The sequence below is a fragment of the Pseudomonas sp. RC10-4-2 genome (assembly GCF_050433085.1).
In the GTDB taxonomy this organism is placed as follows: Bacteria; Pseudomonadota; Gammaproteobacteria; order Pseudomonadales; family Pseudomonadaceae; genus Pseudomonas; species Pseudomonas aeruginosa.
In genome coordinates, this window is sequence record NZ_JBNPXX010000004.1 from 238,045 (window position 1) to 257,658 (window position 19,614).

Annotated in this window: 8 protein-coding genes and 2 pseudogenes; all 10 read right to left on the minus strand. The window is 62.5% G+C overall.

Going from position 1 to position 19,614, the window contains the following annotated elements; all coding sequences use genetic code 11:
- Window positions 1-161: 161 nt before the first annotated feature.
- On the minus strand, window positions 162-557 hold the full coding sequence (locus tag FHW81_RS19935; protein WP_003083536.1) for a hypothetical protein: 396 nt from the start codon (window positions 555-557) through the stop codon (window positions 162-164).
- A 180-nt stretch (window positions 558-737) separates the two neighbouring features.
- Window positions 738-934 (minus strand): annotated as a pseudogene (locus FHW81_RS19940) (transposase); the annotation flags it as partial.
- A 115-nt stretch (window positions 935-1,049) separates the two neighbouring features.
- Entirely contained in the window at window positions 1,050-1,520 is a 471-nt protein-coding gene (locus tag FHW81_RS19945; RefSeq protein WP_142901068.1) for a hypothetical protein, read from the minus strand.
- 68 nt (window positions 1,521-1,588) lie between these two features.
- Window positions 1,589-2,290 (minus strand): transposase, encoded by a 702-nt coding sequence (locus tag FHW81_RS19950; protein ID WP_003114586.1) that lies wholly within the window; start codon window positions 2,288-2,290, stop codon window positions 1,589-1,591.
- A 210-nt stretch (window positions 2,291-2,500) separates the two neighbouring features.
- The gene (locus FHW81_RS19955) at window positions 2,501-2,746 is read right to left on the minus strand and encodes a hypothetical protein (RefSeq protein WP_142901069.1); all 246 of its coding nucleotides are present in this window, start codon (window positions 2,744-2,746) and stop codon (window positions 2,501-2,503) included.
- A gap of 474 nt (window positions 2,747-3,220) precedes the next feature.
- Window positions 3,221-3,622 (minus strand): DUF6911 family protein, encoded by a 402-nt coding sequence (locus FHW81_RS19960; protein WP_124097176.1) that lies wholly within the window; start codon window positions 3,620-3,622, stop codon window positions 3,221-3,223.
- Window positions 3,619-6,822 (minus strand): annotated as a pseudogene (locus tag FHW81_RS19965) (cytidine deaminase-like fold-containing protein); the annotation flags it as partial. The pseudogene FHW81_RS19965 and the gene FHW81_RS19960, both read right to left, overlap by 4 nt.
- 177 nt (window positions 6,823-6,999) lie before the next feature.
- Window positions 7,000-7,206 (minus strand): hypothetical protein, encoded by a 207-nt coding sequence (locus FHW81_RS19970; RefSeq protein WP_123809523.1) that lies wholly within the window; start codon window positions 7,204-7,206, stop codon window positions 7,000-7,002.
- A gap of 224 nt (window positions 7,207-7,430) precedes the next feature.
- On the minus strand, window positions 7,431-7,943 hold the full coding sequence (locus tag FHW81_RS19975; RefSeq protein ID WP_023874766.1) for a hypothetical protein: 513 nt from the start codon (window positions 7,941-7,943) through the stop codon (window positions 7,431-7,433).
- The gene (locus FHW81_RS19980) at window positions 7,944-19,538 is read right to left on the minus strand and encodes a hemagglutinin repeat-containing protein (protein ID WP_106120527.1); all 11,595 of its coding nucleotides are present in this window, start codon (window positions 19,536-19,538) and stop codon (window positions 7,944-7,946) included.
- Window positions 19,539-19,614: the final 76 nt, after the last annotated feature.

Here is a 19,614-nt window from a genome sequence, read left to right on the forward strand (position 1 = left end):
AGGACCGGACCAGGACCCGGGTGAGGCAGGGCGGCCTGGCGATCACGGCGGAGCGAGGGGAGGGGACGCCTTCGGTTGGACTGAGGCGTCTCTGCGACGTCGGAGACAAGGCGGTGGCTGGCTGAGCCAATCGCCCTTTGCGGCGCGAAGGGCGCCCGGAACTAGCGGCACTCACCCCGCGCGGTCGCATCGACCACCCTGCCCGAGGCGTCGGCAAAGAACTCGTAGATGCAGGTGTAATAGCCGCTCTGGTTGGCCGTGCCGGTCTTCTGGTTCAGGACCGAGCTGTTGGGCGTATTGCCATGGCCCTGCTCGTAGTAGGTGTAGTCGTAGTCGTGGCTATAGTTCTCGTACTCCTTCCACACGTACTTCTGCCTGGCGGCATCCCCCGTCACACGTTCCGGCTCGCCGAAGCGCTTGATCACGTCCTGGATCGGCAAGCCGATCCAAGACTGCGCATCGCTACGCGCGCGACTGCCATAGGCCTCCATGACGCACCCCGACACGCTGATCGCAAGGGCCGCCAGGGCGGTGAGTCTCAGAGCCAGTACCGGCATATGTGCTTCTCCTTCCATGGCGGCCTGCCTACGCGGCATCCCGCTCCCTTTGCGCGGGTCGGTGTGCTGTGAATGGTAGGGGGCCGGGGCCCGCCCGTTCAACGGGAGACGGCGGTTTCCGGTGTACTAGTACATTGGGGCGCTGTGCGACGGGAGCAGTAAAAAGGAGGGCCGGCAAGCCGCCAGGAGCAGATGGATATGGGTGGTCATTCGGCAAAATGCATGGAGCTTGTTATCAAAGGCATCCTCGAGGTCCCGTAGATCGGAGAGGTAACGCTGGTAGTCCTCGTCCTCGGCGAATACCACTTGGCGACTGTGTCCCCGCTGGACCATGTGAAGCGGATAATTCGGTAAACCACTCGCCCTTGCCTAGGCATCGCGGAGCCTCCTTACGGCGTCTGCGCTGGAGCCTCCTTGCTTAGAAAATTAGAGTAGGAAAAATAGATCTGTCACTTTATTTTCTTGTCACTTTATTTTCTTTGTTTGATAACCCTAAAGAAGAGGACCCTGTCTGTTATTAGTAAAAAACCTAGTCTCTTGGTCCGAGGCTGGCTCCAAACCTCCATAGAAATTTTCGAAACCAAAATCAGCAGAGATTTCATTCATATACTTTTGAAACTCTAACATAATTTTACCCGCACTATTAAAATCATTCATATAAAAACACAACCCCACATCAACCTCCCCCTGATATTTCAAAACCCTTAAGAGAACGACTGGCAACTTCAAGCCATCCTTAACACTGAACCCTTCCATGGACACACCAAAATATAAATCACCATTAAAACCCAAGAAAGAATCGATCAATAATTCACTAAAAATATCAACATTAGAGCTAAAAAAATCTTCAGAAAAATTAAAATCAAAAATGCGATCACTTTTACTTTCAATCTCTTTTAAAAGGGAAAAAAGCCTACTAGGATTCACACCCTCAAAAATCAATTCAAACAATTCTTTCATCATTCAAAAAACCCTTTAAAATTTCCATCTGAAAAAAAGGGGACTGAAAAAAAGAAAAAAAGGGGACAGATTTATTTTCCCTGCTCTAATCTCGGCCGCCCTTGCCCACGCCGCTCTATTCTCACCCCGGCTACCCGCTCGATCTCGTCCACGAACCGTTGATTGCCCGTCAGTTGTCCACGCTGAACCGCCTCGCGAATCAGCCTCAATTCCTCGGCCGGTATCGCCTCTTTCATGAACGTTACGTATCGCCGATATCGCTCTTCGGCCGTCTGACCTAGCTCAATGAAGCAGGGATCCATATCCAACCAGTTTGGCTCCTTCAACCAATCCGCCCGCAGCCCATAACTTGACCAGGGATAGGCCGCCACATCGTCCACCATCCGCGCCCGAACAGGGTTCAGTTCTATGTACCGGCAACACGCCAGCAGGTAGGCATCGCTCTGTACGACACTCGATTTATAGCGACTTTCCCACAACGTTCCGGAACGGCCCTCCAAGCGATTCCGATATCGTGTCGTGCGCGCCGCCAGCGTTTTCATCAGTTGCGCCAAGCCAGACAGCGAATCACCAGGCGCCAAGAGCAGATGGACATGGTTGGTCATCAGGCAAAATGCGTAGACCTTGATACCAAAGGCATCCTTGAGGTCCCGTAGATCGGAGAGGTAACGCTGGTAGTCCTCGTCCTCGGCGAATACCACTTGCCGATTGTGTCCCCGCTGGACCACGTGAAGCGGATAATTCGGTAAAACCACTCGCCCTTGCCTAGGCATCGCGGAGCCTCCTTACGGCGTCTGCACTGGAGCCTCCCTGCTTAGAAAATTAGAGTAGGGAAAATAAATCTGTCCCCTTTATGCTGTCCCCTTTATGCTTGTCCCCTTTATGCTGCTGAAATCAAAGTATCGAATTCATATTTTCCGTCGGATAACACTAGAGTCAGGAAAATAAAAATCCCCATTATAAGCAGTCTCTTTATTTAAATATTACAGCAAATCTTCATTCTCTAAAGCTTGAGGCAAAAAAGCTTCCGCCCTACCATATATCTCATAGAACTCTTCAGAGCTTAGGGTAAAATTATCAGTTCTAGAATAAAAAACAAACTCAATCTTTCTTTCTTTACTCACTGATATCTCCATAAAAGGCTCTCTCTCCCCCTCCCTATATACACAAAGATATGGATAATCACTATTAATATCTCCAACTTTTTCAAAAATCAAATTTACCTTCATTTTTGCACGCCTCTAAAGCCAATAAATTTACCATCCCCACCCCAACTAGCAGCCCGTCCGTCTGGTAATGTATAAGTTATCCAGCCTCCCGGGTATCTTCCCCCGGCGCCATTACTCTTCACTCCACTCTGAAGTATTTCATTTATTGCCTTTCCAGCAAGCTCATTAATCTGAGAGTCTGTCCGGTATATCTTCCGTAGCTCCTGTGTTGTACTGAATCCAAAGTACTCAGGATGCTTCGTAACGGCCCTGCCAGTAAAAAAGGGGACAGATTTATTTTTACTACTCTAATTTCGGCGACTGCGCCCACTCTGAAACGCTCAAAGCAAATAATTCGCTAAACCATGCGCCCTTACCTAGGCATCGCGAAGTTCCTTTACGGCATCTGCGCTGGAGCCTTTGCTCAGAAGATTAGAGTAGGGAAAATAAACCTGCTCCCTTTATTCCCTTTATTATTTCATTTACGTTGAAACATTAAACCCACACATCAGAAGACACTTCCCTCTCTAGCAAAAATTTTTTGAAACAATTACATATCAACCCAAAATTTTCTGTCACTGCCGCCATAGGATATGCCTCGCCTAAAATATAAGTAAATCCATTACCTTCACCAGCCCCTCTTAACGTGAAAACCTCATGCTCACCATCTTCAGCATGCTGGCTAAGCATAACTATAAATCGTCCACTCTCTGCATGAAGCGCCACTTCATAAGCGCCAATCTCAGGTTCCGGCTTAACTCTTAGAACCAACACCCCCGAACTGTGGCGAAGCTTAGAAAGCGCTGCCAGAACTTCTTCTTCGTCAGGATCAGACACCACCGGAAATTGAGTTCTTTTAGCCTCAGGAGCAATCAAATACCCACCAAGAACAATCATATTTTTTTCTCTCTAATTGACTTCATTCCTACCTCCCAGTAATACGTCTTCGGCAAACCTGTAATATCATCCTTGGCTTGAATAGTTAAAGATTTCAAACCAGACTTGCTAGCTGCCGCAGCAATATCACCTCTGCAGTATCCACAAACATCCTTACCTACTACGTTCATGGTCATATCGGAGCCTACCGTTTTACCTTCATTAAATGCCTTCTGAATAACGCCAATCTCTGCATGAGCATCCGCCATATTCCCATTCGGGTGAGGCGTCCCCTTAGCCGCTATCTTTGCGTCCACTCGATCGGCAATCAAGGTCGGTTGGTTGGGATTCGCCTGGGCTGCTGGTCTAGCCGTCTGGTTAACATCCGTAAATACTGAGTTACCGATTCGCCCCTCAGCAGTTACAACAGGAGTCGCTCCCTTTGCACCCGCTCCAACACTCCCCCTCCCCCCAAGAAGCGCCATAGCCGCCGCGCCCCCCAGCTCCGAGAGCAGGTAAGCCTTCTCCTTGGGATCCAGTTGTCGGCCAGCAGTGCGATCCAGCCAGGAAGTGGACGCATTCCAGCGATCCAGATCAGCCGTTTCCTCCGGTGTCAGCCAGCCTTCCTTGAGGTTCTTGGCGAACGCCAGTTGCTTGTCCAGGGCAAAGAGATCTCCCCAGCCACTTGGATTCGGCGTCTGCGACACGACCGCGTCGGGATTGCCCTGCAACAAGCCGGGTGTGTCGTAGGTGGTCTGCCGCAGTAGGCTGAGCAGCTCTTTGGAAACCGGATCGTCCATCCGGATCGAACTGTCGACGATGTCGTCCACACACTGGCGCGAAGCACACTGGCCGATAGCGTTTGAACGCTCGGCCGACAGCTTTTCGTACTTGCCGAGGATGCCTTGCAACTTCTCCTCGCCACAGCCGCCTGCCGCGCGACAATCCTTGATTTCCTTGAGCAGGCTCTCCGCCGCCGCGTGATTCAGGTTGTTGTACACCGTGGCCTGCTGAGCCACCCAGGCGGCTTTCTCTTGGGCCTTGGTATCGCCTCCGGCCGCCGCAGCCACTGTCATCCCTATCAACTGCGAGGTCATCGCCAGCACGCGCTCATGAGCCTCGCCAGGGAAGATCTTTTCACCGACGAGGCTTACCAATGCCTCGTTGGCGCCAGCAGCCAGGGCTGCGGTACGGAAATCGCCGCCGGCAGCCTCGCCGATCAACCCGCCGACAATCGCATGGACCGCCACCTTCTTGGGAAGGCCGCTGCCGACCAACGCATCTCCGACCTTGTCGAAGATCGCGCCGCTTAGCGCGTCCGCCGCCATGCTGATCGCAGCCTGCGCGACGTTGTCCCTGAACTTGCCACCGTTCACCACGGTGTTCAGCGCGGAGCGAACGGCAAGCTGGGCACCCAGACTGCTGGGCATGAAGCCGCCGCTGATACCGGCGACCGCGTAGCCCTTCAGGCTGTCGCTGGAGGACACGTCTTTCGCCACCGCGCCAAGGTTGCCGCGGTTGTTCACCGTGCTGATCGCCGCGTTGGTGGCTACGGCACTGGCGACGGAGTTGGCAGCGACACCTGTTGCGCTTTTGGCCGCGACGCCTGCCATCGAACTACCCGCACCCCAGGTCAGGTAGGTAACCACAATGGCGATGGCCAATGCCGCGCCAGCGCCCAACCCCGAATGGCTGTACTTGAAGCTGTCATGTACTTCCCGGACTTTGCGCCAATCGACGTCACCCTGTTTTTCGGCCTCCCGCAACCAGGCGAGGCTCGGATCGGCCTTGACCATGACATCGATGGTCTCGGAAACGGTCTTCTGGTCGATATGCTTCACATCGATCTTCAGCCCGTCCGCTGCTTTGATCGCCAGATTCCCCTGGGCCACGATCTGGGTCTGCCGAAGCGTTTCATCGGTCTGCCCTTTCCCCTTGGCGCTGTTCCACGCCAGGTCGCCCTTGCTCTTCTCGTGGCTCTCCTGGTGCAGGTCCTTCACCGCGTCGAAGGTCACCGCGCCGCCGCTGACGATGGCCAGGTCGTTGCCCGATTCCAGCTTCGCGCCCTGGTAGGTCTGGTCGCCGCCGCTGAGCAGGGTGAGGTCGCCGCCGCTGCTGATCTGGCTGCCCACCGCCTTGACGTCGGTGACTTCGTCGCGCCGGGTTTCCTTGCGGCCGAAGTCGCCTTTCTTCTTGTCGTACAGGTAGTAGTTGCTGTCGTTGGCGGCCAGCAGTTCCAGCTTGTCGCCGGCCACCAGGTAGGCCTCGTCGCCGGCGCTGGCCTGGCTCGCGATCAGGCGCAGGTCCTGTCCGGCATTGATCGCCAGGTCGCCGCCGGCGTCCACGCGGGTGCCTTGCTGGGCAACCTTGTCTTCCTGGTAGGTGACCTTCCTGGTCTTGCTGTAGGCATGCTCCTCGTTCGCCGCCGCCGCCAGGGTCACGTCGCGCCCGGCGGAGAGGGCGATGTCGCGGCGCGCTTCGAGGGCGCTGGCCACTGCGCTGAGGTCGCGCCCGGCGCTGACGTTCAGGTCCCGCCCGGCGCTGACTTCGGCGCCGAGCTGGGTCACGCTCTGGAGCCGCGACGTGCTCCAGCGGGTCTGGCCCTGGCGGTCCTCGACGGCGGCGACGGTGACGTCGCGTCCGGCGTCGAGGCTGAGGTCGCCGCGGCTCTGCAGCACCCCGCCGAGGTTGGCGATGTCGCGTCCGGCCTGGACGTTCAGGCTGTTCGCCGCCTCCACCCGCGCGGCGCTGTCGGCGAAGCTGCGTTCCCAGGTGCGGCCGTCGAGCGCGCTGTCGTAGCGGGTCACGCTGCGTTCGTTGATCACGTCGCCGGTCAGCGCGGTGAGGCTCACGTCACGCCCGGCGATGACCCCGCCCTGGCGGTTGCGGATCGAGTCGCCGGCGAGCAGGTCGAGGCGCTTGCCGGCCTCGATCAGGCCGCTGTTGTCGAGGTTGTCGGCCGTCGCCGAGAGGTCGTTCCGCGCGCGCAGGGTGCCGACGTTATGCAGGTCGCCGCCGCTCACCAGCTTCACGTCGCGGCCCTGGATCAGCGCACCGTTGGGTGCCAGCCGACCCTCCGCCTGGGCCAGGTAGACCACTGGCGCGAGGACCTTCTCGCCGTTCACCTCGACCTCTTCCAGCCACACGATATCGTGCGTCAGCGCCGCCATCTGCTCCGCGCTCAGACCCACACCCAGTTGCAGGTGCAGTTGGTCCTTGTAGGGCGAGCCGGAAACAGGCAAGGCATGCGTTGCCCCGGCGAGCGACCCGTCAGGGATGACAGGGCCGGGGGTTCAGGACTCTGCGGATGTGGCGACAGGGAGGTCTTGCACGGTGCTCTTCTTCTAAATCGAAAAGGTAAATTTTTAAAGAGCAAGAAATTACTGAACAGGGAAAACCTACCTGCCTTTTATCTTTAGAGCAGCAAAAATAAATACGTCCCCTTTGTTTTTCAGCCTCTCTATAACATCTAACTCCCTATCGCCAGGCAAAACCCTCGCAACACGGCAAAGCTCATTTTCATCTACCGTAGACCTACTGACTGACAACCTGCCAATCAGATTATCAATTTTTTCAAAAATCGAATCGTCAATCATGGCTTCCATTAGTCATCATGCGGAGAAAAATTTTCTTGTGACAAACCCACTTTCGATGCAGCAGGTGCCGGTGACTAATAATGACTAGACATATTACCCCGACACTTAATTCCGACTTTTTGAGAGAACTGATTCACTCGACATCAGCGCCCTCGCCCTTGCCTAGGAATCGCGGATGTCTCCATACTCAGAAGTTAGAGCAGGAAAAATAAATCATTCATCTTTATGAAATTTTAAATTAACTTTAGATCTCGAAGCTTTCTCTCCGTTATAAACTCCAAACCGCCGACTTCTACTTTTGAGCCGTCCGAGTATTGCGAGTGCCCACACACATTGCATTGATAAGCCACTAGGTTATTATACTTCCCTATAAAGACATGCATCCCTTCAGAATTACAATTAGGACATTTTTTATCAACCTCTACAGTTATCAAAGTCTCAATAACATCTCTTAAAAATTGCGCAATATAGTCCACATCCTTAGCCTGATATTTGAAAGTAAATTTCTTAAAATTCTCTAACTCGGATGATGAAAAATTTGAAAAGTTAACAGGCATCTCCTCTCCACTTAGACCCAGGAACTCCTCAAACCCATAAACAGCAAATGAGCCAGACAGGAAAAATTTTCTATTCCTTTTTATCCAATTTAGAATTAAATCAAGAACTTCTTTTGGAGAAGCCTCAGCGCTCAGCAGTCTTACAGCTGATTGAAAGTCAGTCCATACACGTATTGGAAGATAGCTCAATTAATCCACCGCCTTGATTGGGAAGGTTGTGATCAAATTACCAGCTCTGTCAGTAAATATTTTTAATACCGAGGTGGGCACTCCTCCATCCTTTAAATTGGTAGTGCCAATTACTTTACCTACATCAACGGTCCTCACGAATTGCCCATCAGGCAATGCCATAACTGGTGACTTAACAACAGGGCTGCTCTGAAGTACATCCTTCAGTTCACTCGGAGTGATAGTGAACACAGACCGTGAGTTGGAAACCTCTACTCCGAAATGCCCTTGTAGAACATGGTCAAACCCCGCAGATACTGGCCTTCCGGTATCGCGAAGCGGTGTAGTTGCTGTGCGGCCATTGGCAATATTTATACGAGATTGGACACGACCGGGAACGGCTATGGCAGTTTCTCCCGCCCCTTTCCCAACCCACAACCCAAACCTACCCAACCCCGCAACAATCCCAAGGCCGGCAGCCTCCGCAACCATGGCCTCGCCCCAGGCCTTGATGAACTCATTCGCTGGCTGTACGCCATCGAAGCCCTGTCCCTGGGCCAGATCACGTTGCGCCTGGGTGATCTCCTCGGCTGTCGCCCCGTTCTTGCGCATGTACTCGGTCAAGGAGCTCGCTGCCTGACCATAGCTGATCAAGCCCGGCGGGGTTCCGCCGCCAAGGAAGTTGTTTTCCGTTGCGTTCTTCCCGCCTGCGGCCCCGGCAATGGCTCCTCCGCTGCTCCCATCGACAACGGAGCCGGCCAATCCGCCGGCCAGGCTGGCCAGCGCGGTGATAGTCTGCTTCTGCGCTTCGTTCAGCGTCGAGCTGTCCCGGGTTCCGTACAGTCGCTCGCTGATCACCTGCGCCGCCAGTTCGCTCCCCGCCGCTCCTGCGCCCCCCGCAGCAGCCGAATTGCCCTGGGCCTGCGCAACCACCGCGCCAAGAACCGCGTGGGCCATGATCCGCGCCGTGTCATTGTCGCCTGCCACCTGCTTGATCACACCCGCCACATAGGGCGAGGAAGCTCCCGCCAACGCCGAGCCAATGTCGCCGCCGGCCAGCCCTTGCAAGGCTGCGGTCACCGCCTGGGCGGCCTTCTGGTAGTCGCCTCCGGTGCCGTACTTGCCCATGATGTCCTGGTAGGCATTCGTGCCCAGAAGCGCTTTGCGGTAGTCCTCGACTTGCCGCTCGCTGGCGCCGGCGTCCGGCGCGGAGATACCCCGCGCTTCCAGTTCGGCCCGCGCCGCCTTGTCGGCGTCGAGTTGGCCCTGCGTCCGCAGGATATCCATGGCCTGGGTGCCGATCTCGCCGATCAGTTGGACCTGCTGCAGACGCTTCTGCTCTTTCTCCTTGTCGAAGATCGGACTGACGCTATCGTTGGCGCGGCTCGGGTCACGGCTGAGCGTCGCCACATCCTGTTGCTGGCGCGCCGGATCGCGAACCTCCAGGGTGCCTTCGGATATCGCCGAACCCGTGGTACCGCTGGCACTATCGCCGTGGTTGTAGGCAATGAGCATGCCGCTAGGCATGTTGCTGACGAACGCACCGGCGCCATCGTTGGCGCTGCTGACACTGACACTCTGAAGTTGGCTCTTGTACTCGGCCTTGTTACGGATCTCGCTCCAGCCCAAGGAGCCTGTGCTCAGGCGATTCTTCTCGGCTTCGGCGGTGCTGGCGATCACGCTGCCATCCAGCTGCGTGTGCTTGCCCACCTCCACCTGGAAGCCGCCCTTGCCGGCGAACAGCCCGGTCTGCTCCTGCACGCTGTCGTACTTCGAATGCAGCTTGCTCTGGCTGAGACTCAAGTTGGCGCCGCCACCCTGGCCAACGATAGCCAAACTCGCCCCACCACCGACGTTCTTCTGCTTGGAATCGTAGTAATCGCGATCCTGCAGGCTTTGCAGGGTAAGGTCACGACCCACTTTCGCCAGGATGCTTTCACCATTGACCTGCACCCCTTTCAGCGTGGTGTCGCGCCCGCTGACCAAGCTGGCCTTCTGGCCCGCGTCCAGGGTGGTTTCGGTCCAGGTGGTGCCGTTGCCGATTTCCTTGCCGGCGCCCTTGTTGGCGTTGGCGAAAATGCTGATGCCAGCCTCGCCCGAACCAACGCCGACGCTTACCCCGACAGCGCCGCCGCTGCTCTTGTTCTTGCCATCGAGCTTCTGCGTATTGGCCGCGGCTTCCAGCACGACGTCGCGGTTGGCGATCAGTTGGAGGTCCTTGCCAGCCTGCAGCTTGCTGCCTTGCACGCGCAAGTCGCCGTCTTCGCCGACAGCCCCGGAACCCGTGGCGATAATGTTCAGGTTGCCACCGGCGGTGAGCGTGCTTCCCTGGCTGATCTGCTGCTCCTGGCGCTGCCGAGAGCTGGACTTCTGCGAGCCCAGCGAAGCGCTGATGCCGACGAACTGCGCGCTGTTCTCGCCCGTCATGCCGCCGCTCTGCTGAGCTGCCTGCCAGGCCTGGACGCCGCTCAAGCCGGCCTTGATCCCCTGCAACGCGGAAAGGCGACTGTCGTCTTCGTTCCTGGCCTGCTTGGCATTCTGGTAGGTGGCGTCGATTGCGCTACCGACCGTTCCCGACAAGGCCAGCGTCAAGCCGCTCTTGCTGGTCTTGCGGGTCTGCTCGCTGACGTTCTGGTTGTCGGCAGCGAGAATGCTCACGTTCTGCCCGACGAGGTTGATGTCCTTGCCGGCCACCACATCCGAAGCCGTGATAGACAGGTTCTTGCCCGCCCGCATGTCGACATCGCCGAGCACACTGCCGATGGTGCTGCCCTGGTTGACGACGGTACGGGTGTCCTGTGTCGAGGCATTCTTCGCCGTGCCGAGCGTGATGCCGATCCCTCCGGAACTCATCAGGCCGGACTTCTTCTTCGACTCGCTGCGATGCGACTCCGACGTCTCCGCCACGCTGTCGATGATGATGTCGTTGCCGGCACGCAGCGCAGTCTTCCCGGTAGAAACCACATTGCTGGCGGCCACCGAGATGTCCCTTCCCGCCTGCACCACGGTGGTATCGCCACTCAACGTGGCGCCCTGAACGCTGGTGTAGGAAGAGGACTGGGCGTTGGCCTTGCTGGTGGATGACAGCCCCAAGCCTCCGGACTTGGATTTCGCGGACACGCTGGAGTAGCTGTTCTCAGCTGCCGTGAGGTTCACATCGCGCCCCGCCACGACCGCCAGCTCGCCCTTCGTGCTGGAGGCGGAAGAGGCCTCGACGTTGACGTCACGCTTGGCGACCAGTTCCGCCCCTTGTCCCGCCTGGATCGACGACGACACCACGGTACTGGCTTCGCTCTCGCTCATCCGGCTACTGCTGCGCCCGAACGAGCCTTTTTTCTTCTTCGAGTAGTAGGAATAGCTTTCGTCGTGAGCCGCCAGCAGATTGAGGTCGTTGCCGGCGTACAGATAGGCCTCGTTGCTGGCCTTCGCCTGACTGGCAACGAAGGTCACGTCATTGCCGCCTTGCACGCTGAGATCGCCGCCGGCGCTGACCACGGTCGATTGGTGTTCCACCCGATCGTTCTTCGCCGTCACCTTCTTGCCGGTGGCGAAGCTGTGCTCCTCGTTCGCCGCCGCCGCCAGGGTCACGTCGCGCCCGGCGGAGAGGGCGATGTCGCGGCGCGCTTCGAGGGTGCTGGCCACCGCCGTCAAGTCGCGGCCGGCGCTGACGTTCAGGTCCCGCCCGGCGCTGACTTCGGCGCCGAGCTGGGTCACGCTCTGGAGCCGCGACGTGCTCCAGCGGGTCTGGCCCTGGCGGTCCTCGACGGCGGCGACGGTGACGTCGCGTCCGGCGTCGAGGCTGAGGTCGCCGCGGCTCTGCAGCACCCCGCCGAGGTTGGCGATGTCGCGTCCGGCCTGGACGTTCAGGCTGTTCGCCGCCTCCACCCGCGCGGCGCTGTCGGCGAAGCTGCGTTCCCAGGTGCGGCCGTCGAGCGCGCTGTCGTAGCGGGTCACGCTGCGTTCGTTGATCACGTCGCCGGTCAGCGCGGTGAGGCTCACGTCACGCCCGGCGATGACCCCGCCCTGGCGGTTGCGGATCGAGTCGCCGGCGAGCAGGTCGAGGCGCTTGCCGGCCTCGATCAGGCCGCTGTTGTCGAGGTTGTCGGCCGTCGCCGAGAGGTCGTTCCGCGCGCGCAGGGTGCCGACGTTATGCAGGTCGCCGCCGCTCACCAGCTTCACGTCGCGGCCCTGGATCAGCGCACCGTTGGGTGCCAGCCGACCCTCCGCCTGGGCCAGGTAGACCACCGGCGCGAGGACCTTCTCGCCGTTCACCTCGACCTCTTCCAGCCACACGATGTCGTGGGTCAGCGCCGCCATCTGCTCCGCGCTCAGACCCACACCCAGTTGCAGGTGCAGTTGGTCCTTGTAAGCGATGGCGTTGTCCATCAGGTAGCGGAACAGCGCCTCGTCGCTGCTCAGCCCGTCGATGTAGCGCTGGCCGGTGCGCGCCACCACCGCGTCGCGGATCAGCCGCTGCTCGTAGAGACCGTCGCCGAGACGCTTCTTGCTATCGTCCGGGTTCATGCCCAGGCCGCTGAGCAGGTAGTCCGAGTTGAGGAACTGCTTCAGTTCGGTGAGCGCCGGGTTGGTCTCGATCAGGTACTTGTGGCTGGCGCTCGGCGTGGCGTTGCCGGGCACGCCCTGGACCCGGGCGACGCCCGGCAGGCTACCGCCGAGCGTGCTGCCGCCCTGACCCTGGACGTTGGCCGCGCCAGCCAGGCCGTCGACTCGCACGCCCTGGCCCTGCCAGGTACCGGCGACGTTGCCGGCGCCTTGCTGGCCGACCGAGACGCCGCTACCGCCCAGGGTTCGGTCGGCGCCGGCACCGAGCGCGGCGCTGCCATTGCCGTCCTCGGCGAAGCGCGAGCTGAGACGGAACAGGCCGTTGTCGCCCTGGGGCAGGCTGAAGCCGGGCAGGGTAACCGGGTTGACCTGGCGCCGCGCCAGGTCGGGCGGCAGTTGCGAGGTCAGCGGCACGACCACCGAAACCCCGCTGCCGCCCACCGCGCTGTCGCCCACCTGGCGGCCGCTGCCGACGAAGGTGTAGCCGGGGCGGGTGACGCCGTTGTCGATGCGCGTGCTGGCATTGACCGTGACGTCGCCGGCGGCCTGGATCACCGCTGCGTAGGACTGGTCGCCACTGCTGATCGGGGTCGGCCCCTTGCTCGGGAATTCGTACTCGAAGGACCAGTCGCTGAGGATCGCGTTGAGCGCGGCGGGGATCTCGCCCGCGCGCGCCGGGTCGAAGTTGGCGCTCTGGTACCAGTAGAGGTTGGTGAAGTTGCGCGACTTCTGGTCGATGCCGCCGATATCGCCGCCGCGAGCGGTACGCAGCACGCGGATGGTTTCCAGCTCGCCGGTTTCCAGGCCCTGGTTGTCGAGGACTTCGAGGTTGGCGGTGAGGTTGCCGCCGCTGCCGATCAGGCTGGAAAGGTTGTTCAGGGTGCCGCCGTCGATGGCGAAGTCGCCTCCGGCCAGCAGTTGCCCCATGGCGCTGCTGGCGGTGACCTCGGTCTTGTCGCGCTGGGTGATGGTCCAGATGGCGTTGCGCTTGCCGCTGCAGTCGCCCGCGTTGACGCCTTCGATGCAGGCGGTCTGCTCCATCTTCGCGGTGTACAGACCCGACTTGCTTTCCAGCACGGCGCGACGGTTCTCGATCAGGCTGGCACGCAGGCTGAAGTCCTTGCCGCTCTCGATCACCCCGGAAAGGTTGCGCAGGCTGGCGGCACGGTTGCCGGCATCGTCGCGGGCGATATCCAGCCTGCCGAGGCTGTACACATCCCCGTAGAGGTTGGTGATGTCGCCGGCGCGCAGGGTCATGTCGGCGCCACTGAACAGCAACCCGCGCTCGTTGAGCAGGGCGGGCGCGTTCAATCGCAGGTTGCCGCCGCCGCCCAGGGTGCCGTAGTTGTTCAGGCTCGCGGCGCTGGCCACGAGGTCGCCGGCGGCGGTGATCCGCCCACGGTTGACCAGCAGGTTGCCGGCGCCGAGCGTGACATTGGCGCCGCCGGCGAGGCTGGCGGCGTTGCCGAGGTCGAGGCTGGCGGCGTTCAGGGCGAAGTCGCCGAGGCTGGTGGCGCGGCCGTTGCCACGGTAGCCGCCGCTCAGCTCGAGTCGGAAGCTGCCGTCGCTGGCCAGCAGGCCGTCGTTGCTCCAGTCGCCGCCGCGGCCAGTGAAGGACTGCACCGCCAGCAGCTTGCCCTCGGCCGTCTGGCGGAAGGTGCCGATGTCCAGGTTCAGGCGTCCGGCTTGCAGCACGCTGCTGTTGGTCCATTCGCTGGCGCGGATGTCCAGCAGGCCATTGGTGGTCAGTTCGCCGCCGGCGCGGATCACCTGCCCGGAATCCAGGCCGAAGGTGCCGTTGCCGGTGTGGAGGATGCGCCCGCCGGCGTTGGCCAGGCTGCCCAGTTGCAGGTCGAGGTCCTGGTTGGCGCTTTCCAGCACGCCGTAGGCATTGTTCAGGCCGCCAGCGACCAGCCGCGTGCTGCCGCTGCGGCCGAGGGCGCGCAGGCTGCCGCCGCTGTTGTCGATCGCGGCGGCGCGCAGGTGCAGCTCGCTTTCGCTTTCCAACTGGCCGAAGCGGTTGGCCAGCGCGCCGGCCAGGCTGAAGTCGATGCGCCCGGCGCCGACCTTGCCGCCCTGGCCCGCCGCCGCGCCCTGGTTGAGGAAACGCTGGCCGTCGAGGCTGAGCAGGCCGCTGGCGTAGAGGCCGCCACCCTGGTTGTCGAAGTCGGCGGTGACGATGCGGTTGTCGCCGCCCAGCGCCGAGAGATGGCCCTGCTGGTTGCGCACGCCTTGCCCGGCGCGAATCTCCAGCGACTGCGCCTGGGTGACGCCAGCGCTGTTGTCGAACAGCCCGGTGACCAGCTTCAGCCAACCCTTGGCGCTGTTGAGCACGCCGCCGGAGCCGTTGTCGAGGCTGCCGCTCTGCAGGTCGAGGTTGCCGGCCCGGCTGTCCAGGCGGCCGCCCTGGTTGTCCAGCGCGCCGCCGATACGCAGCCGGTTGTCACCCTGGGCCTGGAGCGTGCCCTGGCGGTTGTCCAGGCTGCCGGCCTGCACCTCGAGGGCGCCGGCCTGGCTGAAGATCAGGCCGTCCTGCTGGTTGCGCAGGGCGCCGCCGACCAGGCGCAGGCTCATGTCGGCCTGGCTGGCGAGGGTGCCGGAGGCGCTGTTGTCGAGGCTGCCGGCGCTGATCTCCAGCAGCCCCTGGCTGACCAGCTTGCCGCCGCGGTTGTCGACGCTGGCGCTGCGCAGCAGCAGGTCGCCGCCGCTGGCCAGGCGCGCCGCGCCGGTGTTGACCAGGGCGCCGCCGAGGATGGCGTCGAGCCGGCCCTGGCTGATCAACTGGCCGTCGCTGTTATCCAGGCTGGCGCCCTTGAGCAGCAGGCTGCCGCCGTTGATCCGGCCGCCGGCGTTGTTCAGCAGCGTATCGTCGCGCTCGAAGCTCAGCGCGCGCTGCGCCGAGACCAGGCCGCCCTGGCCGTTGTCCAGCTTCCCGGCGATGCTCAGGGTCACGTCGCTTTCGCCGGAGACGATGCCCTGGGCGTTATCCAGGCTGGCGGCGTCGATCCGTTGCGCGCCCTTGCTGACCAGCGCGCCCTGGCCGTGGTTGTCCAACGCGCCGCCGAGGCTGATGGCCAGCTCGCCGTCCTTGCTCGAAAGGGTGCCGCCGGCGCTGTTGTCCAGGCTCCCGCCTGTCACCGTCAGGCCCTGCCATCCGGAGAGCAGGCCGGCGCCGGCGTTGCCCAGCGCGTCGGCGTCCAGGCGCAGTTTCCCGGCGCTGATGATGCGCCCCTGCTGGCCGTTGTCGATGCGCCTGGCCAGCAGCTCGAAGCCCTGCTGGCTGGAAATCTCGCCGCCCTGGCGGTTGTCGAGGACGTTCAGCCGCTCGATGCTCAGCGGGCCGCGGGCACTGATCAGGCCGCCCTGGTTATCCAGGTCGCCACCCCGCAGGTCGAGACTGACGCCGCGCTCGCCGACCAGCCGGCCCTGGCGTTGCACCAGGCGCTCGACCGTCAGGCGCAGGTCGCCCCGGGCGGAGATTTCGCCGCCGTCGGCGGAATCGACGCGCCCTGCCGTCAGTTCCAGTTCGCCGTCGCTGGTGAGCAGGCCGCCACGGTTGTCCAGGTTGGCGGCGCTCAGGCGCAGCGACTGCTTGCCACTGAGGGCGCCGCCACGGTTGTCGAGGTCGGCGCTGCTGACGTCCAGCACGCCCTGGCTGATCAGTTGGCCACCCTCAGCGTTGTCCAGCGCGCCAGTGACGACGGTCAGGCCGGAGTCGCCAGAGAGCAGGCCCTTGCCGCTGTTGTCCAGCGAGGCGCTGGCGAGCGTCAGGCGGGCGCCGGAGACGGTGCCTTCGGCGTGGTTGTCCAGCGCGCCGTCGACGCGCAGGTCGATGCCGGCGCGGCTGGCCAGGGTGCCCTTGGCGCTGTTGTCCAGGCGAGCGGCCGCGATGTCCAGGCCGGCGGCGCCGGAGATCACCCCGGCCAGGCTGTTGTCCAGGGCCTGGGCGATGCGCAGGGTCAGGCTGGCGGCGCCGATCAGGCGCCCGCCACGGTTGTCCAGGCTGGCGGCGGCGAGGGTGAAGGCGCGGTCGCTGGAGATTTCCCCGCCGGCGCCGTTGTCCACCGCGCCGAGCTGGCGCAGCAGCAGCGCGCCGGGCGTGGCGATCAGGCCGCCGTCGCGGTTGACCAGCGTGCCGCCATTGAGGTCGAGGGTGACGCCGGTTTCGCTGACCAGAACGCCGCCTCCGCGCTGGTCGAGGCCTTTCAGGTTGGCGTCGAGCAGGCCCTTGGCGCTGACCCGGCCCTGCTGGCCGTTGTCCAGCCGGGCGGCCACCAGGGTGATGCCGGCGTTGCTGCCGATGCCGCCGTTGCGGCTGTTGTCCAGCACGCCGGTGCGGATATCCACCGCGCCCTTGGCGCTGATCACGCCGGAACGGCTGTTGTCGAGGCTGGCGCCCTTCAGCGTCACGCCGGCATCGCTGAGCAGCCTGCCGCCCTGGTTGTCCAGCGCGGCCTGGCTGGTCAGCGCCAGCGCACCGGCGCTGGAGAAGGTTCCGCCACGGTTGTCCAGGCGCGCGGCGCGCGCCGTCAGGCTGCCTTCGCTGACCAGCGCGCCGCCCTGGTTGTGCAGCACGCCGCCGAGGCTCACGCTCAGGCCGTTCTGGCTGTCGAGCCGACCGCCGTCGCCGTTGAACAGTTCGCCGCCGTCCAGACTCAGGCCGTCGCGCCCGGCCAGCACCCCCTTGGCCTGGTTCAGCAGGCGCTGCACGGTGAGGCGCAGGCCGCTGTCGCCGATGACCTTGCCGCCGCGGTTGTCCAGTTGCTCGCGGGCGTTCACGGCGACCTTCGAGGTGCTGGAAATCTCGCCGGCGCGGTTGTCGACCTGCCGCGCCTCGATAGCGATGCCGCCATTCGCGGCGATCAGCCCGGACTGGCTGTTGTCGAGCGTGTCGGCCGCGACCTTCAGGGTCTTTTCGCTGACCAGTTCGCCACCTTGCTGGGCCAGGCTGCCAAGCGTCGCCTGCAGGTCGCCCTTGGCGGCGATACGCCCTCCGGCGTTGCCGACGGCGTTCGCTGCGAGGTCCAGGCGGCCATCGCTGAGCAGCTTGCCACCCTGGTCGTTGCGCAGGCTGGCGACCTCCACGCGCACGCCAGCCTTGCCGCTGGCGCTGCCGCCGTCGCGGTTGTCGAAGGCGCCTCCCGTGGCGCTCAGGCCGGCGTCGGCCACCAGCACGCCGCCACGGTTGTCCAGGCTGGCGCCGTGGACGTTCAACTCGCTGCGGCTCGACAGCAGGCCGCCGGCGCGGTTGTCCAGTTGCCCCACCGTCACGCGCTGCGCGCCCTGGCTGAGCAGGTTGCCTTCATCGCGGTTGTCCAGCAGGCCGCCGAGGCTGACCTCCAGGCCGCCCCGGCTGCTCAGCGTGCCCTTGCCGCTGTTGTCCAGGCTGCGCGCCCGCAGGTCGAGGCGGTTGGCCGCGGAGAACAAGCCGAGGCGGTTGTCGATGGCACCGCTGGCGACCACCAGCAGGTCGTCGCCGATCAGCTTGCCGCCGCGATTGTCGAGGCTGCCGACGCGGGCCTCGACGCGCTTGCCGGAGACTTCGCCATCCCCCCGGTTGACCAGCGCCTGGGCGCTGACGCGGGTGGACTGCTGGCTGCCGAGCAGGCCTTGCTGGCCGTTGTCGAGCGTCGCCGCACCGACCTCCAGATCGTTCAGGCCGATCACCTGGCCGCCACGGTTGTCGAGATCGCCACGGGTCTTGACCACGGCGCGGTCCCGGCTCTGCAACAGGCCGTCCTGGCGGTTGTCCAGGCTGCTCGCCTCGACCCGCAGTTCGCCCTCGGCGAGCAGCTTGCCGCCACGGTTGTTCAGGTGCCCGGCGTCGACCCGGACGGTCGCCCCCTTCAGGCTGCCGCCCTGGTTGTCCAGCGCCTGGCTCGCCTTCGCTTCCAGCGCGCGGCTGGCCACCAGGCTGCCGGCGTTGCGCAGGGTGCCGCTGCGCAGCTCGAGGTCGCCGCGCGCGTTGCGTCGCTCGTCTGGCTCGACGCCGGCTTCGATCACCCCGGCGTTGTCGATATGCGCCGCCTCCAGCGCGATGCGTTCGCGCGCCGCCAGGCTCTGCCGGTTGACCAGTTCCTCCGCGCTGCGGATCTCGGCGCTGTCACCGGCGTAGGTCTTGCCGTTCAGCTCCACGGCCTGGGCCGCGATCTTCAGGTCGCCCTGGCTGGAGGCCTGGGCCAGGCTCAGCTTGCCGCTGGCGTCGATGCGGATGTCGCCGCCGCTGGCGGCCATGTCGCCGGCCAGCTTCACCCCCACGCCCTGCTCGGTGCCGACCAGGCGGATCGCCCCGGCATACATCCCGCCCAGCGCCGAGCTGTCGATCGCCAGCTGTGGCTTCTCGCTGCCATCGGCGGCGCGCGGCGTGGCCTGCAGGCTGTCGGCCTGGACGTCGTTGCGGCCGGTGACGATGTTGAGGTTCTTCGCGTAGAGCTTGGCGTTGAGCTTGGCGCTGCGGGTGATCAGGTCGAACTGTTCGAGGTTGCCGACGTTCAGTTCGGCGCCTTCGACGACGATGTCGCCGCCATCCACCTGGAAGCGCTCCAGGCGCTGGCCGTCCATGATCGGCTTGCCGGTGGTGAGGGTCGCGCGCGGCGTGTTGATGAAGCCGCAGCCCTGGCAGGTGATGCCGTGCGGGTTGGCGACGATCACCCGCGCCGACTGCCCGGCCACCTCGGTGTAGCCGGCCAGGGTGCTGCGGTTGCCGCCGGTGACCTGGTTGAGGATCACCTGCGCCGCCTGGCCCTTGAGGTTGGGGTTGCCGAGGATGATCCCGCCGAGCTGGGTACCCTGGGTCTTGCCGGTAGCGTTGTTGAGGATCAGCCCGTTGGCGCCGACGTTGTAGTCGCGGAAATGGTTGTTCGACAGCCCGGCGCCGTTGGGCGTGGCGATATTGACGACGGGCACGCCGTTGCCCGCCTGGCTCAGGCCGGTGTTGCCGCCGGCGGCCTTGTCCAGCGCCAGCCCCGCCGCCGCGGCGACGATCGGGTTGAGGAACAGGATGCCGGCCAGGGACAGGGCGATGCACTGGTTCAGCGGGCTGCGGATGTCCATATCGTTACTCCTTGGCGGGTAGGGGCCCGGCGAGGTTAAGCAAGGTTTTCCAAGGAAAGGGCCTCGATGCAGGTAG

Bases quoted from the DNA above. Each gene is read 5' to 3' on its own strand.
- FHW81_RS19970 (WP_123809523.1), bottom strand. From the start codon at position 7,206: ATGGAAGCCATGATTGACGATTCGATTTTTGAAAAAATTGATAATCTG.
- FHW81_RS19960 (WP_124097176.1), bottom strand. From the start codon at position 3,622: ATGATTGTTCTTGGTGGGTATTTGATTGCTCCTGAGGCTAAAAGAACT.
- FHW81_RS19945 (WP_142901068.1), bottom strand. From the start codon at position 1,520: ATGATGAAAGAATTGTTTGAATTGATTTTTGAGGGTGTGAATCCTAGT.
- FHW81_RS19950 (WP_003114586.1), bottom strand. From the start codon at position 2,290: ATGCCTAGGCAAGGGCGAGTGGTTTTACCGAATTATCCGCTTCACGTG.
- FHW81_RS19980 (WP_106120527.1), bottom strand. From the start codon at position 19,538: ATGGACATCCGCAGCCCGCTGAACCAGTGCATCGCCCTGTCCCTGGCC.
- FHW81_RS19955 (WP_142901069.1), bottom strand. From the start codon at position 2,746: ATGAAGGTAAATTTGATTTTTGAAAAAGTTGGAGATATTAATAGTGAT.
- FHW81_RS19935 (WP_003083536.1), bottom strand. From the start codon at position 557: ATGCCGGTACTGGCTCTGAGACTCACCGCCCTGGCGGCCCTTGCGATC.